Below are 24,802 nucleotides of genomic sequence, written 5' to 3' on the forward strand. Positions count from 1 at the left end.
CTCGGACGGTCTCGCACAAGTTGCCGAGTGAAGCGGCCGTTGCCGATGCCAGCGGACAGGCGTATAAGAGAATTCGGACTACTCGTCCGCGCCCCACAAGAGGCTTCCGCCAGATCTTGCATCGAGGAGGAGGGAAAGTGGTCAGCCGCGACGGTCTACGCAGCGACCCGGATCTTCCGCCGTTGGCACAGCGGTTGGAGACGATCATTTCTGCGTACTATCGAAACAAGAGGCGCCCCAGTTTCAAGGAGATGACCCAAGAGATCGAAGACGTAACCGGCCGCTCCTTCTCCAGCACGTACCTGTGGGAGTTGACGACTGGGCGCAAGCAGAACGTGACCGCGGAGCATCTGCATACACTGGCCGAGTTCTTCGGCGTCACCCGCGACTACTTCACGGACCCCGAGGTCTCGGAGAGGGTGCGGCGCAAAATGGAGTTCGCCGTTGCCCTCGGGGACAGCAAGGTACGCACGCTGGCTGCCCGGGCCGACGGCCTTTCCGACGCGCACCTCGAAGCCGTCCTCGCGGTGGTGAACGCGATGTCGGACACCCCGGTCGATGGGAATGGGTTCACTGGTTCGGGCGAGATCCAGCGAACCGCGGGAGAGCCGGGCCCGTTGAACACGCCGTGAACGCTTCACAGCACAGCGGTGCCGGATGAGGCAAGGGAAAGGCTGACGTGAGCGGTTTCCATCGGTGTTGTCTGCAAAGGGAAGGTTCGGAGCAGCAGGTGACAACAGCCAGCGAGTACGTCCGCTTGCAGGCTCACTGCCGGAAGATCCTCCACGACCTGAATGTCCCCCGTCCGTACTCCCTGGAGTCCATCGCTCGTTGGATCGAGACCCTTCGAGGTAGGCCGTTGGTTCTCAAGGAGTTGCCTGAGCAGGCGGCGGACGCGGGGGCGTGCGGTCTGTGGGTCGGGACGGACGAGGCGGACTTCGTCTTCTACGAGGCACGGACTGCCCCCATCCACCGGGAGCACATCATTCTGCACGAGATTGCCCACATGCTGGTGGTCCACCACCGTGCGCCAATGGGTGATTCCGGCAGCGGGAAGAACGGGGATGTCGGCGGCGAGTTGCGCGGTCTGCTCGACGGGCTGCAACCGCACCTGATCAAGCGCCTGATGCAGCGGACCAGCTACACCACTGCCGAGGAGCGGGAGGCCGAAATGCTCGCCAGCCTGATGCGCAGCGGCCAGAAGCCGCGGGCAGCCGGGGCGCTGGGCCGGCTGGGCGCGTTGCTGGGGGTGCGGGGCGATGACCGTTTCTGAATGGGCCGTCCACATCGGCCGGTTGAGCGTTCTGCTGATGTGGTTCGCACTGCTCCTGCGTGCCCGGCCCGCGCTCAAGCAGCGGGACCAGCGCGGTCTGTGGCTGGCCATTCTGGCCGCGGCGATCGCCACGACACTCTTCCAGCCGGAAGTCGTCGACTGGGCCGTCGAAGTCACCGGGAACGAGCGGGCCGTCGCCTTGTCCCGCAATGTCGTCGGTGTTGTCGCGGCGGGGCTGACTGTTCTGTTCGTCGTCGATTCCACTCATCCGCGGCGGGCACGACTGGCCATCGCCGCGGCGACGTCCGCCGCCGTGGTGACGCTGGTGGGCTTGGACCTGGCCCGAGGCGATTACCCCGGGCCTGCCGTTCCCGCCGGTGGGCCCGCGGAACCGTCCGCGGTCTACTGGGTGGTCGTCTGCTGCGCGCACGTGATCGCCGACATCGCCGTGGTCGTTCTGTGCGGCCGGTACAGCGCGCGTACCGGCGACCGCGACTTGGCCTGGTCCCTGCGGCTGTTCGCGTTCGGCAGCGCCTTGGCCGTCGTCTACTGGGCCGGCCACCTCGTCCACCTCTCCGACCGGATGCCGGGCGCGTTGCCGTGGTTGGCGGTACTCATCAACCTCCACGGCGTCACGCGGGCGTTCACGCTGCTGGTCCCCACCGCCACCAGGGCCGCCCGGCTCGTTCGGGACGCCCGCGTCGTGTGGGTCCTGTGGCCGCTGTGGCGGGACCTGTCCGCGGCTGTCCCCACGGTCGCGCTGCTCCCCCCGCGACCCTCCCGCCTCCGCGAGGTCCTCCGCCCCCGCGCGCCCCTCGCGTTGCAGGCGCACCGGCAGGTCATCGAGACCTTCGACGCGATGCTCCACCTGCAAGCCCACCACGCCCCTCACATCTATGAACGCGCCGCGCGACACGCCAAGGCCCTGCGCGTTCCGGCCGCCGCGTCGCAGGCCGCCGCTCTGGCGGGCGCCGTCGGACAGGCGAGGCGCGCGAGACTCTCCGGCGAAAGTGCCGCCGCCCCTCGCCCGTTCCCCGGTCTCGACCGCGGCGACGGCACGTTGCTCCTGACGATGGCCCGCCACTGGCCCGCCATGTCCCCTCGCCTCCCGACCGGAGAACAAGTTCCCTAGACCCGCTGCCTTCGTTGCCGAGGAGATCTCGTATGGCCACCGCACTGATCACCGGGGGCACCTCCGGAATCGGCCTGGGCTTCGCCCGCCGCTACGCCGCCGACGGCCACGACCTGGTCCTCGTCGCACGCGACCAGGCCCGTCTCGACCGGACCGCCACCGATCTCCATGACCGCTACCGCGTCGGCGTCGACACGATCAGCGCGGATCTCGCGACTCCGGACGGATGCGCGATCGTCGAGAAACACCTCGCCTCGACGGCCGTCGACGTCCTGGTCAACAACGCCGGCCACAGCCTCCCGCAGCCCTACCCCTGCAACCCGCTCGCCGACGAGGAGCGCATGCTCGACCTCCTCGTCCGCGCGCCCCTGCGGCTCACCCATGCGGCCATCCCGGGCATGACCGCCCGAGGCGAGGGCGCGATCCTCAACATCGCGTCCGTCGCCGGCCTGGTGCCCGCGGGCACCTACGGCGCCGCCAAGGACTGGCTCATCCACTTCAGCGAGTCCCTCCGCCTGGACCTCGCCCCTCGCGGCGTTCGCGTCCTCGCCGTCTGCCCCGGCTTCACTCACACCGACGCCCCCAAGGCCAGCACCGTCCCCGCATGGATCTGGCTGTCCGTCGACCGCGTCGTCGACCAGGCCATGAAAGACCTCCGCCGCGGGAGGCCGCGCAGCGTCACCGGCTGGCACTTCAAGCTCTACGCGGCCGCCGCGCAGCACGCCCCCCGCCGCCTCGCCGCCCGCATGGCCCGCTCCCGCACCCCGAAGGAGTGACAGGAACGGACCACGGCCACCGGCCAGGCTCTTTCGTGCGGATCTGCGGGCGTCGACGGGGTCCGCGGTCCGTCAGATGACCGCCTTCTCCTCGGTGACCATCACGGCCACCGAGCCCATGTCGATGAAGCGTGCTTCGTCGGGGTTGACCAGCGTCCGGTAGTTCTCGGAGACGAAGAAGGCATCGTGGTCCGCCCAGTCCTCGAAGCAGATCTCCGTCAGGCCGTCGTAGGCCCGCGGCGGGTAGCTCGCGGCCGGAACCGGGTGGGACACGGTGTACTTGCGCACGTGACGCGCCGTCTCAGGGATGGATGTGGCGCCTCAGTCGACGACACCGGATCAGCGATCAGCCTGGTCCGCGCGGACCGGCCTCGTCCGCTCCGCGGCTTTCGAGGTGGCGCAGGTGGTCGACGAGGGAGAGAACGGCTTGTCGGCTGGCGGCGGAGAGGTCGGCCAGGCGCAGGGCGGCTCGTTGGACGTCGTCCTCGGCCAGGGCGTCGAGCAGGTCGGGGCGGGCGATGAGGTGGGCGGCCGTGGCGAGGCGTTCGTCGTCGAGGCCGTTGGCGGTGAGAACGAGCCGGCGTACGCGTTCGTCTTCGAGCGCCGTGAGCAGCTGGGTACGGTCGCCCGGCTCCAGCGCTTTGAGCCGTAGGGCCGCCTCGCGCGTCTCCTCGTCACCGAAGTCGTCCAGCAACCGGACCTGCCCGAGCAGGCTCTGAACGGTGGCGAGGTCGGCGCCCGCCCCGTTCGCTCCCTGGACTTCGACGCTGTCGACGCCGTTGCGCCTGAGGGTCTGGAGCAGTTCGAGTTCGGACTCCAGTCGGTGGTGGTCGGCGGTGTCCTCGGCGAGGTAGGCGACGGGGACCTGGTAGAAGCGGGCCAGGGCCTGAAGGTGGTGCAGTTTGGGGTTGGTGGTGCGGCCGGTGACCAGTTCCCAGAAGTACGGGCCGGAGATGCTGACGCCGGTGGCCTTGGTGATCTGGCGGGCGGTGACCTCGTAGGACGGCGGCGGCTCGCCCGGCGGGGCTTTCATGTCGCGCAGCCGTTTGAGCTTCTCGGCGAGGGTGCGTCGTTGTGTGGCCGGGTGGTGGTCCGCGCGCGGGGCCGGCATGGGCGCGTTGCCCCCTTCCGATGGGACTGTCTTTTTCGTGCCGTGGCACCTTACCGCCGTTCACGGGTGTGGATGGTGCAGGCGGGGCGCGGCGTCAGCCGACATCGCTCGTGCCGCCGGTGGCGTGGGGGAAATCGGGTGGGGCCCAGCCGAGGTAGGTGAGGTGCCAGCGGCCGTCGGTGAGGTCGTGCAGGGGAACGATGTCGATGCGGCCGGGGGCGGCGATGTCGTTGGTGGCGGCCTGGCCGCCGCCGAGGTGGAGCGCGACGTGCCCGGCGGGGTCGCCGTTGTCGTAGAACAGCAGGGCGCCGGCGGGTGGGTCGGTGTCGTGGGGGCGGGCGGTGCCGGTGGCGACGGCCCGGTCCCACGCGACGGCGGCGGTGGCCTCGCCCGAGGCGCCCCAGCCGTATGCCTGGGCAGCGAACGCCAGGCACCGGCGGTGCCAGACGAGGCTGCCGGAACGCGCCTCCCGGCGTGCCGCGTCGATGGCCTCGGCGCAGGTGCGGGGGTTGGGCCGGGCGAGGGTGAACGCGCAGTCGCCCGCGCTGAGGGCCGCTCGGTAGCGGGGGACGAGCTGGTTCACCCGGCGGACGTACTCCTGGGTCTCCCGGAACGGCGGGACTCCGGCGTGGGCGCGGACGGCGCCGGGGCCGGCGTTGTAGGCGGCCAGAAAGTTGTCGACGAGGCTGCCGGGGAGGCCGGCCAGGTCGTCGGCGAGGTGGCACAGGTAGCGGGCCTGCGCGTCGATGGCGTCCGCCGGGTCGAACGGGGAGGCGCGGCCGTTGCCGTCGGTGTCCCGCCCCCAGCGACCCCAGGTCTCCGGGAGGAACTGGGCGAGGCCGCGCGCGCGTTGGGGCGAGACGGCGTGCGGGTCCCAGCCGGATTCGGCGTGGATCTGCGCGGCCATCAGCGGGGCGTCGATGGCGGCGCAGTGCCCGGCGGCGGTGTTGATCAGGTCGCGGTAGGCGGCGGGGACCGGGGCGTGCGCGGCCAGCCGGCGTGAGTCCGCGGTGGCCCGGTCGTCGCCCGGGCCCGAGATGACCAGGGCCAGTACGGCGAGAACGACGAGCGCCACGCCGAGGCAGCCGAGCTTCTTCACGTCGCTCCTTCTGTGCTTCGCCCGTTCGGGGCGTCATCGCGGCGCTTGCGCACCTTTCGCGCGGGGCTGCCGTTATGGTCCCCGAGCATAAACGGACGTGAAGAACATGCCGTGATGACGCGCGCGAACGAGAAGGAGAACCGATTGTTGTTTATGACCTGCTCAGCCGGGGCGGTGGTGGGCGGGCGCCGCGCGCCGACGACCGATGGCCGGGAGCGCGTTCCGGTGCCCGACGTCATCGCACCGTTTTCCGGCACGCACGCCCCGAAGCCCGGCAGTGAGGAGCCCAGCGTGACCGACACCGCGCGGGAGGAGCCGATGACCGCGGCGTCGTTCCGCTCCTCGGCGGCCAGCCGTCTCGCACCGGCGCACGACAGCGCCCCAAGCAAGCCTTCACCGGCCGAGGCGGCTCCGGCCGCCGGGGCCGGGCCCGTTCAACACGCGGCCCGGCACGCCGACTTCGCGGCCTCGCTGCGGCGGCACGCCCGGTCGCCGGCGCCCCGGTGGGGCTGGCGGGGGCGCGTGCACCGCCTCACCGCGGGCCGTCTCTCGCCCGCGCCGTCCGCGGCCGAGCAGGCGTGGAACAGCGCGCTGCGCGCGGTGCAGATGTCGTTCGCCGGGCCGCGCACGATCGTCTTCGCCAACCCCAAGGGCGGTTCCGGCAAGACGACTTCGACGCTGATGGCTGGCCGGACACTCGGCGTCCACCGGGGCGGCGGCGTGGTGGCGGTCGACAACAACGAGACGCGCGGCACGCTCGGAGAACGCGCCCTGCCCGCCGGACACCCCCGCACCGCGCGCGACCTGCTCGGCCACCTGGACCTGTTCGAGACCCCGGCGGCCCGGCTCGGCGATCTCGGAGCCTTCGTCCGCGGGCAGGGACCGGCCCACTTCGACGTGCTGGCCAGCGATGAACGGCCGCGGGTCACCGGGCAGATCGACGCGCCCGCGTTCGAGCGGCTGCACGAGCTGTTCCGCCGCTACTACCAGCTGGTCCTGGTCGACTCGGGCAACAACATCCGCGCTTCGAACTGGCTGGCCGCCGCCCGTTCCGCCAACCTGATCGCGATCACCGCGACGGCCCGCGAGGACTCTGCCTCGGCCGCGCTGTGGATGGCCGACGCGCTGGAACGGGACGTGCTCGGCGCGGGCGGTCTCAAGGCCCGGGGTGTCGCCCTGGTGTCCGACCCGGCCCCCGGCCGCGATGCCTCGGCACTGCGCGAGGCCGTGCTGGGCGCGTTCGCCGAACGCTGCGCCATCGCCATGCCGATCCCCTACGACCCGGCGCTGGCCGGCGGCGGGCCGGTCGACCACTCGCGGATCAGGCCCGCGACCCACACCGCGTGGCTGTACGCCTGCGCGGCCATGGCATCCGTTCTGTCCGCGCTCCCGGAAGGCGAGTCCGTCCGTGTACCTGGCTGAGCAGTTCAACCCGTTCTCCGGGGTCAGTCCCAGCTTCGGGCCGTTCGCGCCGCTGCTGGAGTCGAAGTTCGGCATGTTCCTGGCGCTGGCCTGGCTGATCGGCTTCTTCGTCTGCGCCTACTTCCTCATCGAGGCCATCGCCCGCGCCGCGAAGTCGAGGCGGCAGGGCATGGCCGGCGATCTCGACGAGACGCGCGGCGAGCTGGTCCGCGTCGGAGCGGCCACCATCGGCATGGCCTCGCTCCCCGTCCTCTACACCATCCTGGTCAGCGCCTGAGCGAGGAATCCGTTGATGTACCCACCCATGCCCCCGCCACCGTCCCCGGGCGCGCGAGGCAGCGCCCCGCCCGGCCCGGCCGGCCGCCGCTGGAAGGCGGTGGCGCTGGTGACCGGCGCCGTCGCGCTGGCACTCGCGGTCCTCGCGTTCGCGCTGACCCGTGAACGCGCCCCCGAACAGGCCCCGGCCGACCACGCGCCCTCGGCCTCGCCGTCACCGTCGGCGGACCCACCGCGCGGGGAGGCCACCGCCGCCGCTCGCGGCGCCACCCGCCGCGTGTCGGGTCTGCCGCGCGGCTTCGCGAGAACCGCGACGGGGGCGGTCGAGGCGAGCGCCTCCTACCTCGCCTCGATCGACGACTTGTACCGCATGACGTCCTTCGAGCGGTGGCGGTACGCGCGCGACGCCGTGGTCGACCCGCCCTCGGTGACGACGCTCGACGCGGACGCCGCCGCGGCGCTGGCCGACGGCTCCGCAGCCGACTGCCGCCCTGATCTGGGGGCCTACCGCGTCGTCGCCTCGTCCCCCGACCGCGCGGTCGTCGACCACTGGATGCCCTGCCTGGCCGGTCCCGACCCCGCGCTGGGCGGAACCGAGGCCCGCGCCCGGTGGCTCATGGGGCGCGCGGTGCTGAAGTGGGAAGGCGCCGACTGGCGCGTCGCCGAGCTGCTCCGGGGCCCGTTCGACCAACTGGTCACGCCGGCCGACCCCGACCAGCCCGTGGTGCCGCTCGCCGAACGGCTGGCGCTCCTCGGCGCGGGCTGGGAACTCTACGCCGACGCCACCGAACGGTTGCGCCCCGCCGCCTCGCCGGACCTCACGTGGTGAGCCGCCCGGCCGGCGCCGCGCGGGGCGCGGCCATCGGGACGCTGCTGGCCGTTCTGCTCGCGCTGACCTGCGCGGGCGCGGCGGCCGGCTCGGAGAAGGACGAGTGCGAAGGCGCGCTCCTGGGGAAAGCGGCCTGCTCCGCCCTCAACGACATCCCCGGCGTCTCGTCGGTCTACGGGTACCTCGGGGACGTCCACCGTTCCAAGGTCGACGCCGTGACGGGCGCGCTCGCGGACGTCGTTCCGGACAACTTCGTGGAGGAGTGGGTCAAGGGGATGGCCGAGTCGACGGTCGGCCTCCTGTCCTCCATCCAGAACGTTGGCGAGGAGGTGTCCCAGCCGGCGTTCGACCAGGAGTGGTGGACCTCCCAGTACGCCACGAGCTTCGGCCTCTCCCTGCTGCTGCTCGCCGTGCTGCTGGTGTGGATCACCGGGCGGTTCGCCGCCTCGGGGTCCTCGGTGACCGGCGCGGACCTGCTGCGGCAGTCCGGTTGGCGCCTGGTCTTCGTGATCCCGCTCATCTCCGCCGGGCCCGTGATCCTGCTCGAACTCCAGCTGGCCGCGGGCCACATCGCGCGCGCCTTCGCGGACGAGGGCACCGAGCACGCGGGGAACGCCGTCGAGCGGCTGATGGACCTGATCGTCCAACAGGCCGGGGACTGGGGGGTGTTCGGCGGAACGGTGCTCGCGTTGCTGCTGTTCCTGTGCATCCTGTGCCTCGGGCTGGTCACACTGATCGAGCTGGCCGTCGCGCAGTGGGGGCTGCACCTGGCCGCCCTGCTGGTCCCGCTGGTGCTGGTCGCCTGGGTGTATCCGCCGTGGTCGGCCGCGTTGCGGCGGCTGGCCTCGCTGCTGGGCGGCCTGATGCTGCTGCCCGCCTTCATCTACTTCTTCTTCCACAGCATCTGGGCCGCCTTCGACTCGGTCCTGCGCGACCGGCCCGAGGACGACGGGCTGAGCGTGCTGCTGTTCCTCCTCGTCGGACTGCTGATGATCGACGCGTTCCCCGTCGTGGTGATGTGGCTGATGTCGCTGGCCGGGCCGGCGGGTGGCGCGATGGACCCCGCGGTGCGCGGGGCACTCGTGCACCCGTCGGCCGGGGAGATGGTCGAGAACGTGGTGGAGCGCTTCGAGTCCCGCGCCAGCCGGATCGGCACCTCCCAGCACCACCGCGACGGCCCGGAGGACGACGACGGCGAGGCGGAGGGCGGCCCGGCCGCCCCGGGCCGACAGGCAGCCGCCGCCGCGGTCGCGGGCGGCGCCGGGGCGGTCGCCGTCGCCGCCCGCCCGCACCTCGCCCCGGACGAACAGGACGTCGGCCCCACCACCGCCGTGCCGCGCGGCGCGGACCCGGCCGACCCGAACGGGTCCACGGCACCCGCCCAGAACACCGACCCCGCGCCCACCCGCGAGCAGACGGAAGACGAACGATGAACGGCTCGCAGCGCACCTACGTACTGGGCGGCGAGACCCGCAGACGGTCCCTGTTCGGGGCCATGTCCCCGGTGCAGGTGGCGGTCGGCGCGGTCTACCTGGTGGTGTGGCTGCTCCTGCTGCTGACCACCCAGTCCCTCATCACCCTGGTCGCGGGCCTGCTGGGCGCGGCGGCCGGATGGTTCGCCGTGCGGCGCGCCACCGCCGAAGGGGACTCGTGGGCCGCCGCGTTGGTGGACGAGGCCGAGTGGCGTCTCGTGCGCAAGGCGGGGCGCCGCCCCGACTTCGTCCCCGGGGCCGCCCCGCCGCCGGAGGTCGGTGAGATCCGCGCGCTGAGCTACGCGCCCGAGGCCGCGCCCGCGTCCCCGATGGCCCTGGTCCACCACCGCGACCACGCGGACCGCTCGTGGACCGACGGCCATCTGACGGCGACGTTCGAGATTGCCGGTGGAGGCGACGGGTTGCTGCCCACGCGGGCCGTGAACGCCGCCGGGTACCTGTTCGAGCGGCTGCTCGGCGGTCTGGCGGGCGCCGGGCTGCCCGTCGAGCAGTTGGACGTGTGCACGCGCGTGCTGCCGGTCCACCCCGACTCCTACCGTCGTCACATGGACGGGTTGCTGGCCGACGGCGTCCCGGCTCGGTTGCGGCGTTCCATGAGCGAGCTGGCCGGATACGCGGCAGGCAACACCGAGGAGTACCGCAGCTTCGCCACCGTCCGCATCCCCCTGCCCCGCCTCGCCGAACGACTCCCCGCGACGGCCGGGGAGGAAGCGCTGTGCGCGGAAGCGTTCCACGTCCTGGGTGATGTCGTCGGCCGGGTCGGGCGTGCGGGGCATCCGTTGCGTGCCGTGCTGGGGCCGCGGCGGCTGGGTGCGTTGATCCGGCACCTGCACGATCCGGACCGGGACATCGACGACCTCGACGGCGTGGGTTCCGTGCTGGACGGCTGGTCGCAGGTGCGCACTCCCGGGCGTGACTGGGTGCGCACCGAGGGGACGCACCGGCCGTGGTACCACGCCGTGGCCTCGGTGCCCCGCGACGCGTGGCCGCTCCAGCCGGTCACCGCCCGTTGGATGGAGCACCTGGTGACCGGCATCCATCCGGCCACTATCCGTACCGTCCAGACGCAGTGGCGCCTGGTGCCCAAGGTGCCCGCCAGGGAGCGGGCCCGGCTGGCCCTCACCTACGACACCGCCGACCGGCACGGCGAACGCCGCCGCGGCCAGGTCTCCACCGGCGTGGCCGAGGCGTCCATGTCCTCATCCCGGCGTGTGCTCGAAGACCTGCTCACACCCGTCGTCGGCGGCACCCACCCCGCCGTTCGCCTGCACCTGTCCGCGCCCGATCCCGCCGACCTCACCGCCTCACGCGTGCGCGTGACCGCCGCGGCCGAGGACGCGGGGATCACCCGCCTGCGCTGGCACACCCACCGCCACCACCACGCCCTGCTCACCGCACTGCCGCTCGCCCGAGGCATCAAAGCATGACCACCACGCCACCGACCCAGCCCCTCGCCCCCTCACGCCCCCGCCCGCGTGGCCGCCTGCGCCACGCGCTCGGGCGTGCGGAACTGGCGGAGGAGACGATCTTCACCTCGACCAGGCAGGCCGCCGCTCTCAACCCCGCCGTCGTCGCCACCCATCCCGCGCTGGCCGGTCCCATCACGGGCGTCGACCTGGCGACCGGGCAGCCCGTGACGACCGACCCGCACGCCCTCTACGAGCAGGGCCGCGTCACCAGCCCGAACGTCCTGGTCCTGGGCGACATCTCCTCCGGCAAGTCCTCGCTCGTGAAGACCCAGTACTGCGTCCGCCAGGTCGCCTGCGGCAAACAGGTCGTCGTCCTGGACCGCAAGAACCAGCAGGGCCGAGGCGAATACGAACGCGCCGCCGCGGAATGCGGCGCCACCCCCGTCCGCTTCGCCCGCACCGGCGGCACCGCCATCAACCTGCTCGACCCTCGCATCTCCACCACCTCGGAAAGCGGCGGCGACGGACGCGTCGGCCAGGACCGCCTCCTGCTCATGGTCGCCGAACACGCACACGAACGAAACCTCAGCCCGCGCCAGCGCTACGCCCTGCGCACCGCCCACCGCACCGCCCTCGAACGGGCGCGTGGCGACGGCAGGGTCGCCACCTTGCACGACGTCATCACCGCGCTCTACGACCCGGCCGACAACGCGATCCCCCGCCCCCACCTGCGGACCGAAGGCGTCGTCAGCCGCCGCGACGTCATCGGGTGGGGCCTGGACCTGGCCCTGGACCTCGAACGCTTCGTGAACGGCGACCTCTCCGGCCTCATCGACCGGGAGACCAGCACCGACCTGGACCTCGACGCGCGTCTGATCGTGTTCGACACCTCCGCGCTGCCCGAGGACTCCCCGGCCCTCTCCCTGGTGATGGCGCTGGTGGCCACGTTCCTGTCCGCCGTCTGGGCCCAACACCCCGGCCGGCGGCTGATCGTCCTCGAAGAGGGCTACCACACCGCGCGTCTGGAGAAGGTGGCCGGCGTGCTGCGCTCGCTGGCCAAACGCGGCCGGGGCATCGGGCTGTCGTTCGTCACCGTCGTCCACCACCTCAGCGACATCCGCGAGGACTCCGACGCCATGTCCCTGGTCCGCGAAGCCGGCATCGTGCACGTCTACCGCCAGTCCCGCGAGGACGACGCCGCGCAAGTCCTGCGGCAGTTCCGCCTCCCGGACACCCTCAACCGGCAGCTCGCCGCACTCGCACAAGGCGTGCACGTGCTCCGCATCGGCCACGAACCCGCCCGCATGGTCCAGCACCTGCGCACCCGACTGGAGACGGCGATCACCGACACCGACCAGGCCATGACCGGCAGACCCCGTACCACGGAGGCGATGTGAGCGCCTTCCCCGCGGCATCCGGCCTCGCGACCGCCGTTCTGCTGCTGGCGCTGGTGGTGGTTTGCGCTGCCGGATACCTGCGGGGCCGTTTCGCCCGGCGGCCGAAGGTCGGCTCCCGGCCCGCCTCGCCGCACGCCGGGTTCGCCACACCCGAAGACCTGGCGCGCACCCTGTCCGAAGCCGCCGTACGCCGCGCCGGCCACCAGGTCCGCCCCAGCCTCACCCACCCCCCGCAAGGAGACACACCCCCATGACCGACCCCAGGCCCGTCACCGAGTACGGCTACTTCCTCGGCCACGCCACCCGACCCGCATGCGGACGCATGCCCCTGTACTCCCCCTACGACCAAGCCCTGCGCGTCATCGGCCCCATGGGCTCCGGCAAAACCTTCCGCTTCCTCGCCCGCCTCCTACGCGACGCCCCCGGCCCCGCACTGGCCACCTCCACCAAACCCGACCTCATCGAACTCACCCTCGGCGCACGCCGCCACCAAGGCCCCACCGCCACCCTCGACCCCCAACAACTCACCCCCGGCCAACCACCCCTGCGCTGGTCCCCCCTCCACGGCGCCCAAGACACCCTCACCGCCGAACTCCGCGGACGCGCCTTCATCGCCGGCACCCGCACCACCACCACCGGGCCCCAAGACGAAGGCGCAGCCCACTACCGCCACCTCGCCGGCACCTGGCTCTCCTGCCTCATCCACGCCGCCGCCCTCGACGGCGCCACCTGGCGCCACGTCCTGCGCTGGTCCAAACACCCCGAAGACCCCGCACCACGCCGCATCCTCCACCACCACCCCGGCGCCGGACCCCACTGGGCCGACAACCTCCTGGACGCCACCACCGGCGACGAACGCGCCATCGGCAACACCCGCTCCACCCTCGCAGGCGCCCTCGCCGCCTTCGCCCACCAACCCGTCATCGACTCCGTCGACATCCCACCCGAACACGCCACCGACATCGAACAACACCTCACCCACAACGGAACCCTCTACCTCCTCGGCAAAGACTCCGCCCACTCCACCCTCTCCCCCCTGGTCACCGCCATCACCGAAGACGTCCTGGACCGCGCCGAACAACTCGCCCTCACCCGACCCCACCGCCGCCTCGACCCCCCACTCGTCATCGCACTCGACGAAGCCCCCAACATCGCCCCCCTCCCCTCACTGCGCCAACGCGTCGCCGACGGCCGAGGACGCGGCCTATGCGTCATCTACCTCGTCCAAGGCTGGGCCTCCGCCGAAGCCCGCTTCGGACACGCCACCGCCAAAGAACTCGCCGCCATCACCAACAACACCCTCGTCCTGGGCGGCTCCCACGACACCGCACTCCTCAAAGACCTCCAAGAACTCTGCGGAACCACCGACACCATCAAAACCTCGACCACCCACAACCACACCCCCCGCCACCACCGCACCGCCACCAGCCGCTCCCACACCCACGAACGCCAACCCGTCCTGCGCACCCACGAAATCCAGCACCTCGACACCACCACAGGCCAAGCCCTCCTACTCGCCGGCAACCTCCCCCCAGTCCTCGTCGAACTCCCCGCCCTCACCGACCACCCCCACTGGCCCCACATCCGCAACGAGATCAACGAAATCCGCGCCCTCGCCGACCGCACCCGCGCACACACCACCCAAACCCGCCACGCCACCCTCCAACACCACCACCGCACCTGGCAGACACAACACAACCCCACCCAACGAGACACACCATGACCAGACTCCACCCCTGGCCCCCACTCCCCAACGCCGTACGCACGCTGCTCCAAGCTGACGACAGCGAACCACTGAACACCCAGACCGACCACCACCCCCGACCCCGCCCCTGGGACCTGTGCGCACTTCCCCCGGCGATCGAGGACGCCGTCTGGCTATGGCTCGACCACGTGGCCCAATGGCTGAACTGGACCTACGGCTGGACCGACGACCACGTCATCCCCGCCTGCTGGCACCAGCACGAGAACATCGCACACGAACTCGCCGCCCTCGCCTTCACCCGCATCGACGCCTACTCCGCGACCACCCCCGCCTACATCAGCCGCTGGCACGACGACCTGGAACACTTCCACCGCAGAACAACCACCACCCTCGGCACCAACTCACCCTGCCGCCAAGGCCACCACAACGAACTCCCCCCGCGCTACACCACCACCACCGCCAACCGAGCCATAAACCAACGCCCCAGATAACCCACCAGTGAACACGGCACTTACGCGGCCGTCCCCGGACGACATCACGTAGTGAGCCGATGCGCCGCATGCATGCCGATTCCACCCCTCAGCAGCTTCCCAGCCGAGAGAACAGTCCGAACTTTCCCCTCTGACTGCCACCACTTGAGTCGTGTACAGGTAAGCCGCGCAGTGATCCGTTGGCAGTGGAACGGTCGGCGGTCGGACGGTCGGTGGGGCGTGCGGCTTGAGGAGGTGGAGCGCGTCAGGCGCCGGTGCGGGTGAGGTCGAGGTGGATGGCGAAGACGCCGAGGGCTTCTTTCTCCGGCGGGTAGATCTCGCGGCAGACGGCCAGCAGCTCGTCGCGGGTCATGCCGGGTTCGCCGATGGCGGTGTTGTCCTCGGCGTCGAGCATCTCCTCGAAGGACGTGTACTCGTTGAGGGCGGTGATGCGGGTGGTCAGGGTGTGGTCGCCGGAGGTGAACCGCAGGCTGTCACCGGCGGCCATGTTTCGGATCTTGGGATAGCCGACGCGGATCTCGATGGTCTTGGAGCCGGTCGCGATCAGGTCGAAATAGGGCTTGCGGATGTTGAGTCCGTGCTGGGCGGGCGGCTCGGCGGTCATCGTCGATTCCCTTCACATCATGGTCGAGGCGGCGGACAGGGCCGGGCGGGCGAGGGCCGCGGTGGTGAGACGTTCGCGCAGGCCCTCGACGGCTGCCCGGCGGGGATAGCGGCGGGTCAGAAACGAGATGAGGTCACCGGCCCGGCCCAGGACGGAGCCGACGACGCGGGCGGAGTCGAGGGCTCGGTGGCCGAGGGCGACGGCGTCGTCGGGGGCGCCGAGCTGGGCATGGGCGATGGCGAGGTCGATGCGGGCGATGGCCTCCCGGCTCGGAGACCGGGACGCCGCGGGCGCCGACTCGTAGGCGGCCAGCGCCCGTTCGGCATGTCGACGGGCCTCCTCGGCCTGGCCGAGCCAGATGGCCGAGGTGGCCGGATAGGAGGTGAGCGCGTAGTCGGCCAACGGCAGCACATCCATGCCGAACCGACGGGGCGAACGGGGCGGCAGGAGCCGGTAGGCGTCCTCAGCCGCGTGGAAGGCGGTGGTGAAGCCGTCGGCGTCGCCGTCGGCCGCCGCGGCGCGGGCGGCCTGCGCATGCAGCCGCACGGTCAGCGGATGTTCTGCGGGTGCTTCGGTCAGGCCCTTGAGGGCGGCCTGGCGGGCCCTGTCGGGCCGTTGTTCATACAGGTTGATGGATGCGGCGGCGTCCATCGCCCACGCGCACAGCTGGCCGTGTCCAGCCTGCTGGCCGTGGACGAACGCGTCACTGGCGAAAGCGAGGCCGGTGCGGGCGTCGCCGAGGTCGTGGGCGAGCCAGGCCAGCAGTTCGGACATCCACCCGGCGAACGTCAGCAGTTCGCGTTCCTGCCGGTGGGTGAACCGCCCCTTGAGGAGGGCATCGACCTTGCGCCGGTAGTCCATCACCGCGTCGAAGACGGCCGCCGGCGGCTTGAGCGAGTACGCGTGGTTGAACTCGGTGACCGCGAGGTCGAGGTGGTCCAGAGTGCCGGAGCCGAGCGAGGTCGCCTCCGCCTGCCGGGTGAACTCCATGGCCTCGGCGGCGGCCCGCTGAAGAACCTGTGCTGCGGCGGCCGGGGAGGCCATGGCCAGTCCGGCGAGCTTCACCGCGTCGCGACGTTTCGTCTCCTCCACCTCCGTGAAGGTCCGCGAGCCCGCGCCGGCGCGGGCCGTTTCTCCTCCGGGAAGTGTTCCATCGCCCGGCCCCGCGCTCAAAAACGGACTGCTCCCCGCCGCCTCGGGGGGTGAGTAGTCGTGAGCGAACCCGAGGCCGACGGGGCTCGTGCTGAACAGGCGGCACAGCAGGTCCTGGTAGTCGGGACTGGGCAGGTGGCCTGCTTCCCAGTCCTTCCAGGAGCGTTCGGACAGTCCGACCCTGGTCAGGTTTTCCTTCTCGACGAGCTGGTGGGCGGCGGCGACGGCCTGGCCCACGGTCCACCCCGTCGCGAGGCGGCGGGACTTGAGGAGCCGGTGCCCGCAGTGCTTCGCGATCTGTCGGGTGATCTCGACGACCAGCGCCACCGGCACAGGGTCGGGCGAGCCCGCCTGGCCGAGAGCACGTTCACGCAGAGCCCTCCCGCAGGAATGGTGGTGCACCGCTGTGGACTGCTTGGTCGCCTGATTGCTCACGGTTGCCTCCCCGCCTGCCACCGGCTCGGCGCCGGCAGCGCCGCCCGCCCGTGCTGCCGAAGGATGCTTGCCTGCCCGGGTAGGCGATCAAACCCCACGCCGGAGGGCGGGGCGCTCTCCCCACACGGGCGGCCGCACCGCCCACGAGGGGCGGATACCTCTCACTACCTGCGACAACGCCGATCGATCACTCTGAATCCCGGCGCCGCGTCCGACCGACGGACCCGGCATCCACGGCCTTCCTCGGGTTGGGTCGAGGGCATCCGGCCGGACGCGTCGCGCCTTCCACCCCATCCGCACTCGCCCCGGGGCCTGCCTCGGGGTGAGAGATCGAGAGGGACACCATGGAAGAAGCACAGCCGTTCGACGCCCTGTCCGGGCAGATCGCTCAGCTGGAGAACCTCGACGGGCAGTTGATCGAGCGCATGCGGCACGAGGCCCTGACCACCTCCGTGCCCTGGAAGGCCGAGTACGGCGAGTTCCAGTCCGGCGGCTGGTGGACCACGTCGCTGATGAACGCCACCGGAGAAGCCGCGGACGTGAGGATCGAAGACTGCACCGCCCGGCCCACCGATGCGCTGAGGCACATGCCCGCCACCGCCGGCCTGCTGGCCGAACTCGGCCTGAACTACATGTGGGTGCGGCTGGCCCGGCTGGAGGCGAACGCGTTCCTCTGGGAACACCGCGACTACGACGAGCTCGACCAGGTCGAACGCCACCGGCTGCACATCCCGCTGCACACCAACTCCTCCGCGTTCCTGGTCACAGGCGGCACCCAGGTCCACATGGACGGCGGGTGGATCTGGCGGCTGACCCCGACCTACGCGCACGGGGTCTGCAACCTGCTCGGCCCGGACCGGATCCACCTGATCGCGGATGTCTACGCCGACGACGCCTACACGCGCATCGCCGGGAGGGCGAAGGAGCCGACAGCCGCGAACCGGCTGCCGACCGCCTCGGAGACGGACTTGGCCGAACGCCTCGCCGCCGCCCGGCGCCTGGCCGACCTCGGCTACGTGGGCGCCGCCGAGCAGCTGCTGCTGCGGCTGTTCTACTCCTTCGCCCTCCCGGAGGGCACCGCCTACGACCTGATCGCGAGCCTGCACGCCGCGCTCGGCGACAGCGAGGCCAGCACGCGCTGGACGGCCGCGAAGGCCAAGCTCCTGGCCCTCGCCACGTGACCCCGCCCCCACCCCTCGCCTCTGTCCGCGCAATCCTCAGCCCGGAAGGACACCCGCTCATGCCCACCGCCCTGTCCCTGGCCCCGGCCGAACTGCGACTGGCCGAGCTCACCGAGGCCAACAGGCCCGCCCAGCTGCCGCTGCTGACCCGTATCGCCGGGCTGCTGTCCGCCTCCACGGCGGTCACCCACCTGATCGTCCGCGGCTCGCTCGCCTCCGGCACCGCCGACCGCCTCTCGGACGTCGACTTCGTCGTCGGCATCCACGACCGTGACCTGCCCACGTTCGCCCTGGCCCTGAACGACCTCATGACGGTCGCGGGCGGGGCCCTGCTGCCCGGCTGGCGCGACACCATCGTCGCGGACCTCGGCGGCATCGGGTTCGTCTTCCTCGTCCAGCACGAGGGCAAGCTCCAGCAGGTCGACCTCTACCTCGCCCCCGCCTCCGAGATGACCGCCTTGCGGCGGAGGGTCGGCGGGAAGGTGCTGCTGGACAGGCCGCCGGCCGAGATCACCACCTCGCAGATCGAACGGGCCGAGACCTGCGTTGCCGAGCTCGCGGCCCGGCCGCGATCGTGCACCGAGCTGCTGATCGAGCACCTGGTGCTGGCGGTGCTGCTGCACAAGCGCATCCGGCGCGGACAGCGGTTTGTCGCCTACGCCGAGTGGCACATGCTGCACACCGCGACGAAAGACCTGATCAAGACCGCGCTCGCGCCGGCCTCACGGTTCTGGGGCTGGTATCAGCTACGGGAAGAGCTCGCGCTCACCCCGATCGGCCGGGCCTGCCTGGCCGACCTGGACGCGGCGATCACCTCCCCGGCCGTCCCTACGGCCGCCGACGTCAACGCCGCCCTGGACCGGGTGATCGCCCTGACGACGCGGGCCTGCCCCAACGCCCTGGACGGTCTCGCGGATGCGCTCACCGCCTACCGCACCTACCTGGAGCTGGTGTGAAGCCCTCGGGCCGCCGCCCCACCACCTCGGCCGTTGGCCGGGTCCGGGCCCAAGACCGGCGGAAGACGGCGGTGTTCTTCGGCGGGGTCGTCCCCGCCTCCCCGGACGAGGAACGGCTCGCGGAAGAGGTCGGCATGGCCCTCGCAGGAGCCGGGTTCGCACTGCTGCACGGCGGCTACAACGGGCTGATGGAGGCCGCCGCCCGCGGGGCCGCGGCCAAGGGCGGCACGGTCACCGCGGTCACCCTGGCGGCCAAGCACGCCGAGTGGGGCGACTTCAACCCGCACGTCACCGACGAGGTCCACCTGCCCGACCTCGGCGCCCGCCTCAACCACTACCTCGACGCGGCCGATCTCCTGGTGGCGATGGGCGGCGGGGTCGGGACCCTGCACGAGCTGACCGCCGCCCTCTACTACGCGGGCACCATCCGCCCCGTGCCCGTCTGGATCACCGGCCCCACCGCGCTCGGCCTGCTGTCCTTCCTCAGGCGGGAGAAGTGGCTGTTCGAGACGCCCACCCGGCCGCTCGGCTTCATCTCCCCGATCGGTTCGGCGGCCGCGTTCGCCGCCCAGCTGCACGACCTCACCACCGGGACCGACGAGACGGAGGTCGGCGCATGACCGTGACCACCGCGACGTCCCTGGCGGCCCGGATCGCCGAGGCGGCCTGTGTCAGCGACGCGTTCACTCTGGTCGACGGGCAGGTGCTGGACTCGTATTTCGACGAGTACCGCCTGGCCGCCGACCCGCAGCTGCTGCACGATGTCGCCGACGCGATGGCCCTCCTCGTCCCCGAGGACGCCGAGGTGCTGGCCGGGATCGAGCTGGGCGGCGTTCCGCTGGTCGTCGCCCTGTCGGCCGCGACAGGACTGCGGGCCGCGTTCCTTCGTCGTCTGCCCAAGCGCTACGGCTCCAAGCAGCAGATCGAGGGCAGCGGCGTCGAGGGGCGGCGGGTTGTCCTTGTCGACGATGTGGTCCGCTCCGGCGGGCAGCTGCTGGCCATGGCCCGGATGCTGCGTGTCTCCGGAGCCCCGGTCACCGACGCGCTCTGCGTACTGGAACGGCCGCTCGGCGGGCGACTGCTGCTGAACGAGCACAGCGTCCGTCTGCATCCACTGCTGACGGAGGCCGACCTGTCCACCGGCAAGGGGGCGGCGTCGTGACCGGGGCGGTGCTGTTCGACATGGACGGAGTGCTGCTGGACAGCCGGGAGGCGGTGCTGGCCACCCTCGCCGGTGTCGCGACCGCCGCCTTGGGACGCCGGGTCACCGTCGCCGACCTGCCGGCGGACGCCGCGACGACCCCCAGGGTCGAGGTGCTGGCCGGCCTCGGCGTCACCGAGCCGGACGAGCTCTGCGAGATCTGGTGGGATGCGGCCCTGGCCACCGCCGCCGCCACCCTGTTCCCCGGGGTGCTGGAGGGGCTGATGGCGATCAAGGACGCCGGGATCGCCACGGGCCTGGTCACCTTGCAGAAGCGCGACCGGTTGTCCTGGCTGCTGCCGCCGGATGTCCTCGCGCTGCTGGATGTGACGGTCTGCCGCGAGGACGCCCAACCGAAGCCGTCCCCGGACGGTCTCCTTCTCGCTCTGGGCACGCTGGGCATCGCCCCGTTCGAGGCGGTGTTCCTCGGCGACACCACCGGGGACATCGCTGCCGCCCGCGCGGCCGGGATCACTCCGCTCGGGGCCGGATGGGGCTATGCCGGACCCGCCGTGCTGAAGGCGGCGGGGGCCGCCGTGGTACTGGACGACCCGTCCCGTGTCGGCCCGGCCCTCCTGGCACTGCGCGGTTCTCCGCCGCCTTCGCCGGGCCGGCCAGAGGCGGAGGCAACCGCCACAGAAGTGTCGGTGGTGGGGGCTCCCCCGCAACAGCACATGAGAAGGCCCCGGGGCACTCCTGCCTGACATCCGGCCCCTCCCCGGACGGGCGGTCCGGGGGCTCACGGCCGCCCGGCACCGTCGGCAAGCTCTCCGCCTTCGTCGTCCTTCTCGGAGCGAACGGGCCGCACGTCGCCGTCGTCGCCCGGGCGGCTCGCGTGATGACTTCTGGTAACGCTGAGCGGTCTTGTGGTTCACCCGCTACAGTCGGTGGTGCAGCAGACCGGAGAACAGCTCTGGCGGTCTGCTGCACCACCGACGCGCGCAACGGATCTGGAGTCAAGGTGCGGCCCATGGGGGCGCGAGCTATCTGCGCCGAGCTGGAGACCTGAGAACACCACTCGGTCTTTGTCCTCGGCCCGGCTCGGCGTGTGATCTCCCCCCACCTTCCGCGACTCTTCTCGTGAGGCCATGCCGCCATGCGCTCGACGCAGATCCGCACCACCTTCACCGACTTCTTCACCTCCCGCGGCCACCAGCTGGTGCCCTCCAGCCCACTGGTCCCGGACGACCCGACCCTGCTGCTGGCCAACGCGGGGATGAACCAGTTCAAGCCCTACTTCCTGGGCGAGACGACCCCGCCGTTCCCTCGCGCCACCAGCATCCAGAAGTGCGCCCGCACTTCCGACATCGACAACGTCGGCCGCACCAACCGGCACGCGACGTTCTTCGAAATGATGGGCAACTTCTCCTTCGGCGACTATTTCAAGGAAGACGCCTGCGCCCTCGCCTGGGAACTGCTGACCGAGGGCTACGGGCTGGAGAAGGACAAGCTCTGGATCACCGTCTTCGAGGACGACGACGAGGCCGAGCGCACCTGGCGCCGCATCGGCGTCGCCGCCTCCCGGATTCAGCGCCTGGGGATGGAGGACAACTACTGGTCCATGGGCGTTCCCGGACCCTGCGGGCCCTGCTCGGAGGTCAACTACGACCGTGGTCCCGCCTTCGGCAAGGAGGGCGGACCCGCCGTCGACGGCGAACGCTACGTCGAAATCTGGAACCTGGTCTTCATGCAGTTCCAGCGCGGCGAGGGCGACAAGAAGGGCGGCTTCCCCGTCCTGGGCGAGCTCGCCCGCAAGGGCGTCGACACCGGCCTCGGCCTGGACCGGCTCGCCGCGATCCTCCAGGAGGCGCGGAACGTCTGCACCACCGACCTGCTGATGCCGACCTTCCGCACCGTCCAGGACCTCGCCGGACGGGCCTGCCCGGACGAGGGCGAGGAGAAGGTGTCCTTCCAGGTCGTCACCGAGCACGCCCGTTCCATCGCCTTCCTGATCGCCGACGGCGTCCTTCCGGCGAAGGACGGCCGCGGCTACATCCTGCGGCGCCTGATGCGCCGGGCGATCCGCCACGCCCGCCTGCTCGGCATCGACGGGCCCGTCCTGCCCTCCACGACCGCCTCGGTGATCGGCAACCTCGGGGACGTCTGGCCGGAGCTGACCGCCCAGGCCACGCTGATCGAGCAGGTCGTCACCGCAGAAGAGGAGTCCTTCACCCGCACCCTCGCCCAGGGCACCCGGCTGCTGGACGCCGCGATCACCCGCACCCGGCACGGTGGCTCGGCCGCCCTGCCCGGCGAGACCGCCTTCGAACTCGCCGACACCTACGGCTTCCCCCTGGAACTGACCGTCGAGGCCGCCCGCGACGTTGGGCTGACCGTTGACGAGGAACGCTTCGCCGCCCTGCTGGACGAGCAGAAGAAGCGCGCGAAGGCCGGCGGCAAGGCCAAGACCGCCGAGGCCCTGCGTCAGCTGGGCACCTACCGCGAGCTGGCCGCCCGCCTGCCCAGGACCGAGTTCATCGGCTACGAGCACCTGACCGCCGAGGCCACCGTCACCGGCCTCATCTCCGGCGGCACCGTCGTCACCGGCGCCGGCGAGGGCAGCGAGGTCGAGCTGGTGCTCGACCGGTCGCCGTTCTACGCCGAGGCCGGCGGACAGATCGGCGACACCGGCACCCTGACCATGAACGACGGCACCCGCCTGCGGATCACCGACACCCGCTACGGCCTGGAAGGCTTCCGCGTCCACACCGCGCGCGTGACCGAAGGGGAACTGATCGCCGGGGCCAGTGGCGAAGCCGCCGTGGATGCCGAGCGCCGGGCCGGCCTGATGCGCTCGCACTCGGCCACCCACATCCTGCACGCCGTCGTCATGGCCGCCCTCGGCGATCACGCCCGTCAGCAGGGCTCCCTCGTCGAGCCCGACCGGCTCCGTTTCGACTTCGCGCACTTCGCCGCCCTCACCCCCGACCAGCTCTCCCGGATCGAGGCGGCCGTCAACGGTCACGTCCTGGACGACCCGGAAGTGCGGGCCTGGCACGCCGACCGCGCCGAGGCCGAAGCCGCGGGCGCCATCGCGCTGTTCGGAGAGAAGTACGGCGACACCGTCCGTATCGTCGACATCGGCGACTTCTCCCGCGAGCTCTGCGGCGGCACCCACGTGGCCCACGGCTCCCAGGTCGGTGCCTTCCGCATGCTGTCCGAGTCTTCGATCGGCTCCAACCTCCGCCGCGTCGAAGCCCTTACCGGCCACAGCACCCTGACCCACCTCGACACCGAACGGCGGCTGCTGAACGAACTCACCGGTCTCCTCGGCACCCGCCCCGCCGACGCCCCCGGCGCCCTGCGCAAGCGGCTCGACGCCCTCGCTGCCGCCCAGGCGGAGCTGGGACAGCTGCGGGCCGCTGAACTGCGCTCCCAAGCCGCGCGACTCGCCGGCACGGCCCATCCGGCCGACGGCGGTCAGCTCGTCGCGCGGAAGGTCACCGGCATCACGCCCGACGAGCTGCGACAGCTGGCCTCCGACACCCTGGCCCACCTGCCCACCGGCCCCGCGGTCGTGGTCCTGGCCCTTGAGCACTCCGGCAAGGCCCTGCTCGTCGCGGCCGTCTCACCGGACCTGCTCGGCCGCGGCGTCCAGGCCGCGCAGGTCGTCAACCGCGCCGCGAAGACGGTCGGCGGTGGAGGCGGCGGCACCGGAGCCCTCGCCAGCGCGGGCGGACGCCGCCCCGAAAACCTCGACCAGGCTCTCGCCACCGCGGCCGACGACGCCGCCGCGCTCCTCGGCGACCGATAGCGGCAAGGCGCTGCGGGCCGCCCAGCCCCCCGCTGGGCGGACCCGCTGGCCCCGCACCAAGCGCACACGCTCAACGGCGCCCGTCCCGGTGGCGTCAACCCCACGCTGCTCCGGCTCGAAGAGGCGCTCTGCCTGATCCACGAGCGGCACCTGGCGGAAACCTGTCAGGTGGCCGACCAGGCGTTCTCGCAGGCCGTGCCCGAACGCATGCGTGCGGCCCGGCCGGCCCGCGAGCTCGCCGACATCCTGGCCCTGCCGGTCGCCGACGGATGACAGCACCGTCCGCGTTCGTCCACGCTATCCGCATAACTGACCCCATCCACGGCGGCCACACCCTTCCGCGGGCGCTTCACCTCCTGCGAAGCGCCTGCGCTCAGGCGGGACTTGACGCGCGCGGCGCCACGCTGATGCGCGGGCAGACCAACGCCGTCTTCCGCCTGGCCACCGACCCGGTCGTCGTCAAGATCGCGCGTGCGGGCACGAAACCGGACGAGGTCCGGCAGACGGTGGCGTTCACGCTTCCGTGGGCGCCGTGGCCGCCGCGCCCACGACTCCTGACGGTGTTCCCTCAACGCCGGCAGCCCGGTCAGCGCGAGACAGACCACTCACCGCGAGCCGCGTCTTCGCGGGAGACGCCTCGGCGCCTGGCATTGGGGTAGCACAGCGCGATGAGAAGCAAAGCTGTCGCTGTGCCGACGGCGGCGAAGCTGTTGCCACGGAAGAGGGAAGCCGCCAGCAGCAGCCCTTCCAGCAGCATGCATACGCCGATCGACCTGGCCGTGAGCCGCCCAGGGCGGAAAGACCTGACCAGAGGCCAACACATCCATATGCTGGCCGTTGTGTAGATTGCCCCGAAAATTTGGACTCGCAGAATACTGGCATCTACGTCCACAGTGGGATCTTCGAAAGAGAAAGCCCGGATATGGCCGGGAAGCAGCACGAAGCAGAAGAAACCGATGAGCAGCGCCTGATAGAGGAGAATAAGTATGGCCACCGGCGCCGCGAAACGATGCATGGGATCTGAACCGTCTTTCCAAAGAAAAGGCGTGGGCAGCACAAGACTGCCCACGCCTATAAGCTAACAGCCACCAGGAAGGTACAAAATC

At 71.5% G+C, this 24,802-nt stretch carries 25 protein-coding genes; 19 read left to right on the forward strand and 6 right to left on the reverse strand.

Features of this window, described 5'->3' with window-relative positions; all coding sequences use genetic code 11:
* Window positions 1-137 precede the first annotated feature (137 nt).
* The 4 genes from LC193_RS08445 to LC193_RS08460 all read left to right on the forward strand — a co-directional run bounded on the left by LC193_RS08445 (window position 138) and on the right by LC193_RS08460 (window position 3,181).
* Complete coding sequence (locus LC193_RS08445) at window positions 138-632, forward strand: hypothetical protein (RefSeq protein WP_226073018.1); 495 nt, start codon at window positions 138-140, stop codon at window positions 630-632.
* 227 nt (window positions 633-859) lie between these two features.
* Window positions 860-1,273 carry a regulator component gene (locus tag LC193_RS08450; RefSeq protein ID WP_226073020.1) on the forward strand — a complete coding sequence of 138 codons (414 nt, stop codon included), beginning with the start codon at window positions 860-862 and terminating at the stop codon, window positions 1,271-1,273.
* On the forward strand, window positions 1,260-2,405 hold the full coding sequence (locus LC193_RS08455) for an MAB_1171c family putative transporter (protein WP_226073021.1): 1,146 nt from the start codon (window positions 1,260-1,262) through the stop codon (window positions 2,403-2,405). Before LC193_RS08450 ends, LC193_RS08455 begins: the two co-directional genes overlap by 14 nt.
* Before the next feature lie 32 nt (window positions 2,406-2,437).
* Window positions 2,438-3,181 carry an SDR family NAD(P)-dependent oxidoreductase gene (locus LC193_RS08460; RefSeq protein ID WP_226073022.1) on the forward strand — a complete coding sequence of 248 codons (744 nt, stop codon included), beginning with the start codon at window positions 2,438-2,440 and terminating at the stop codon, window positions 3,179-3,181.
* Window positions 3,182-3,253: 72 nt separating this feature from the next.
* Here LC193_RS08460 and LC193_RS08465 read toward each other — a convergent pair whose 3' ends face one another.
* From LC193_RS08465 to LC193_RS08475, 3 genes are all read right to left on the reverse strand, one after another.
* Window positions 3,254-3,469: an EthD domain-containing protein gene (locus LC193_RS08465; protein WP_226073023.1), complete on the reverse strand. Its 216-nt coding sequence runs from the start codon at window positions 3,467-3,469 to the stop codon at window positions 3,254-3,256.
* Window positions 3,470-3,527: 58 nt separating this feature from the next.
* Window positions 3,528-4,292, reverse strand: a complete 765-nt coding sequence (locus LC193_RS08470) for a hypothetical protein (RefSeq protein WP_226073024.1) — start codon at window positions 4,290-4,292, stop codon at window positions 3,528-3,530.
* Between the two features lie 94 nt (window positions 4,293-4,386).
* On the reverse strand, window positions 4,387-5,391 hold the full coding sequence (locus LC193_RS08475) for a lytic transglycosylase domain-containing protein (protein ID WP_226073025.1): 1,005 nt from the start codon (window positions 5,389-5,391) through the stop codon (window positions 4,387-4,389).
* Window positions 5,392-5,682: 291 nt separating this feature from the next.
* On the opposite strand from LC193_RS08475, the gene LC193_RS08480 reads away from it, so the two are divergent.
* From LC193_RS08480 to LC193_RS08520, 9 genes are read left to right on the forward strand one after another with little or no spacing between them, the layout of a single operon-like run.
* The gene (locus LC193_RS08480; protein WP_226073026.1) at window positions 5,683-6,813 is read left to right on the forward strand and encodes a MinD/ParA family ATP-binding protein; all 1,131 of its coding nucleotides are present in this window, start codon (window positions 5,683-5,685) and stop codon (window positions 6,811-6,813) included.
* Entirely contained in the window at window positions 6,800-7,090 is a 291-nt protein-coding gene (locus LC193_RS08485) for a hypothetical protein (RefSeq protein WP_226073027.1), read from the forward strand. The genes LC193_RS08480 and LC193_RS08485 overlap by 14 nt, the downstream gene beginning before the upstream one ends.
* 15 nt (window positions 7,091-7,105) lie before the next feature.
* Window positions 7,106-7,918: a hypothetical protein gene (locus LC193_RS08490; protein ID WP_226073028.1), complete on the forward strand. Its 813-nt coding sequence runs from the start codon at window positions 7,106-7,108 to the stop codon at window positions 7,916-7,918.
* The gene (locus LC193_RS08495; RefSeq protein ID WP_226073029.1) at window positions 7,915-9,351 is read left to right on the forward strand and encodes a hypothetical protein; all 1,437 of its coding nucleotides are present in this window, start codon (window positions 7,915-7,917) and stop codon (window positions 9,349-9,351) included. The genes LC193_RS08490 and LC193_RS08495 overlap by 4 nt, the downstream gene beginning before the upstream one ends.
* The gene (locus tag LC193_RS08500) at window positions 9,348-10,838 is read left to right on the forward strand and encodes a hypothetical protein (RefSeq protein WP_226073031.1); all 1,491 of its coding nucleotides are present in this window, start codon (window positions 9,348-9,350) and stop codon (window positions 10,836-10,838) included. Before LC193_RS08495 ends, LC193_RS08500 begins: the two co-directional genes overlap by 4 nt.
* On the forward strand, window positions 10,835-12,217 hold the full coding sequence (locus LC193_RS08505) for a type IV secretory system conjugative DNA transfer family protein (protein ID WP_226073033.1): 1,383 nt from the start codon (window positions 10,835-10,837) through the stop codon (window positions 12,215-12,217). The genes LC193_RS08500 and LC193_RS08505 overlap by 4 nt, the downstream gene beginning before the upstream one ends.
* Window positions 12,214-12,471, forward strand: coding sequence for a hypothetical protein (locus LC193_RS08510; protein WP_226073035.1), 258 nt, complete (start codon window positions 12,214-12,216; stop codon window positions 12,469-12,471). The genes LC193_RS08505 and LC193_RS08510 overlap by 4 nt, the downstream gene beginning before the upstream one ends.
* Window positions 12,468-13,940 (forward strand): type IV secretory system conjugative DNA transfer family protein, encoded by a 1,473-nt coding sequence (locus LC193_RS08515; protein WP_226073037.1) that lies wholly within the window; start codon window positions 12,468-12,470, stop codon window positions 13,938-13,940. The genes LC193_RS08510 and LC193_RS08515 overlap by 4 nt, the downstream gene beginning before the upstream one ends.
* Entirely contained in the window at window positions 13,937-14,413 is a 477-nt protein-coding gene (locus LC193_RS08520) for a hypothetical protein (RefSeq protein WP_226073039.1), read from the forward strand. Before LC193_RS08515 ends, LC193_RS08520 begins: the two co-directional genes overlap by 4 nt.
* 244 nt (window positions 14,414-14,657) lie before the next feature.
* Here LC193_RS08520 and LC193_RS08525 read toward each other — a convergent pair whose 3' ends face one another.
* Window positions 14,658-15,017, reverse strand: a complete 360-nt coding sequence (locus LC193_RS08525) for an ASCH domain-containing protein (protein ID WP_226073041.1) — start codon at window positions 15,015-15,017, stop codon at window positions 14,658-14,660.
* 12 nt (window positions 15,018-15,029) lie between these two features.
* The gene (locus LC193_RS08530) at window positions 15,030-16,604 is read right to left on the reverse strand and encodes a tetratricopeptide repeat protein (protein WP_226073043.1); all 1,575 of its coding nucleotides are present in this window, start codon (window positions 16,602-16,604) and stop codon (window positions 15,030-15,032) included.
* A 344-nt stretch (window positions 16,605-16,948) separates the two neighbouring features.
* Here LC193_RS08530 and LC193_RS08535 point away from each other — a divergent pair, with 344 nt between their 5' ends.
* From LC193_RS08535 to alaS, 6 genes are all read left to right on the forward strand, one after another.
* Window positions 16,949-17,785, forward strand: a complete 837-nt coding sequence (locus LC193_RS08535; RefSeq protein WP_226073044.1) for an aspartyl/asparaginyl beta-hydroxylase domain-containing protein — start codon at window positions 16,949-16,951, stop codon at window positions 17,783-17,785.
* A gap of 59 nt (window positions 17,786-17,844) precedes the next feature.
* Entirely contained in the window at window positions 17,845-18,741 is an 897-nt protein-coding gene (locus LC193_RS08540) for a hypothetical protein (RefSeq protein ID WP_226073045.1), read from the forward strand.
* On the forward strand, window positions 18,738-19,361 hold the full coding sequence (locus LC193_RS08545; protein ID WP_226073046.1) for an SLOG cluster 4 domain-containing protein: 624 nt from the start codon (window positions 18,738-18,740) through the stop codon (window positions 19,359-19,361). Before LC193_RS08540 ends, LC193_RS08545 begins: the two co-directional genes overlap by 4 nt.
* Window positions 19,358-19,903: an orotate phosphoribosyltransferase gene (locus LC193_RS08550; protein WP_226073047.1), complete on the forward strand. Its 546-nt coding sequence runs from the start codon at window positions 19,358-19,360 to the stop codon at window positions 19,901-19,903. The genes LC193_RS08545 and LC193_RS08550 overlap by 4 nt, the downstream gene beginning before the upstream one ends.
* Window positions 19,900-20,646, forward strand: coding sequence for an HAD family hydrolase (locus tag LC193_RS08555; protein ID WP_226073048.1), 747 nt, complete (start codon window positions 19,900-19,902; stop codon window positions 20,644-20,646). The genes LC193_RS08550 and LC193_RS08555 overlap by 4 nt, the downstream gene beginning before the upstream one ends.
* A gap of 392 nt (window positions 20,647-21,038) precedes the next feature.
* The gene (gene alaS / locus LC193_RS08560) at window positions 21,039-23,696 is read left to right on the forward strand and encodes an alanine--tRNA ligase (RefSeq protein WP_226073049.1); all 2,658 of its coding nucleotides are present in this window, start codon (window positions 21,039-21,041) and stop codon (window positions 23,694-23,696) included.
* Between the two features lie 586 nt (window positions 23,697-24,282).
* On the opposite strand, the gene LC193_RS08565 is transcribed toward alaS, so the two are convergent.
* Window positions 24,283-24,765 carry a hypothetical protein gene (locus tag LC193_RS08565; protein ID WP_226073051.1) on the reverse strand — a complete coding sequence of 161 codons (483 nt, stop codon included), beginning with the start codon at window positions 24,763-24,765 and terminating at the stop codon, window positions 24,283-24,285.
* Window positions 24,766-24,802: the final 37 nt, after the last annotated feature.

This window comes from Streptomyces marincola, from assembly GCF_020410765.1.
Classification (GTDB): Bacteria; Actinomycetota; Actinomycetes; order Streptomycetales; family Streptomycetaceae; genus Streptomyces; species Streptomyces marincola.

Coding starts and splice junctions, on each gene's coding strand:
- LC193_RS08460 (WP_226073022.1), top strand. CDS start 2,438: ATGGCCACCGCACTGATCACCGGGGGCACCTCCGGAATCGGCCTGGGC.
- LC193_RS08500 (WP_226073031.1), top strand. CDS start 9,348: ATGAACGGCTCGCAGCGCACCTACGTACTGGGCGGCGAGACCCGCAGA.
- alaS (WP_226073049.1), top strand. CDS start 21,039: ATGCGCTCGACGCAGATCCGCACCACCTTCACCGACTTCTTCACCTCC.
- LC193_RS08515 (WP_226073037.1), top strand. CDS start 12,468: ATGACCGACCCCAGGCCCGTCACCGAGTACGGCTACTTCCTCGGCCAC.
- LC193_RS08540 (WP_226073045.1), top strand. CDS start 17,845: ATGCCCACCGCCCTGTCCCTGGCCCCGGCCGAACTGCGACTGGCCGAG.
- LC193_RS08455 (WP_226073021.1), top strand. CDS start 1,260: ATGACCGTTTCTGAATGGGCCGTCCACATCGGCCGGTTGAGCGTTCTG.
- LC193_RS08550 (WP_226073047.1), top strand. CDS start 19,358: ATGACCGTGACCACCGCGACGTCCCTGGCGGCCCGGATCGCCGAGGCG.
- LC193_RS08520 (WP_226073039.1), top strand. CDS start 13,937: ATGACCAGACTCCACCCCTGGCCCCCACTCCCCAACGCCGTACGCACG.
- LC193_RS08490 (WP_226073028.1), top strand. CDS start 7,106: ATGTACCCACCCATGCCCCCGCCACCGTCCCCGGGCGCGCGAGGCAGC.
- LC193_RS08525 (WP_226073041.1), bottom strand. CDS start 15,017: ATGACCGCCGAGCCGCCCGCCCAGCACGGACTCAACATCCGCAAGCCC.
- LC193_RS08470 (WP_226073024.1), bottom strand. CDS start 4,292: ATGCCGGCCCCGCGCGCGGACCACCACCCGGCCACACAACGACGCACC.
- LC193_RS08505 (WP_226073033.1), top strand. CDS start 10,835: ATGACCACCACGCCACCGACCCAGCCCCTCGCCCCCTCACGCCCCCGC.
- LC193_RS08535 (WP_226073044.1), top strand. CDS start 16,949: ATGGAAGAAGCACAGCCGTTCGACGCCCTGTCCGGGCAGATCGCTCAG.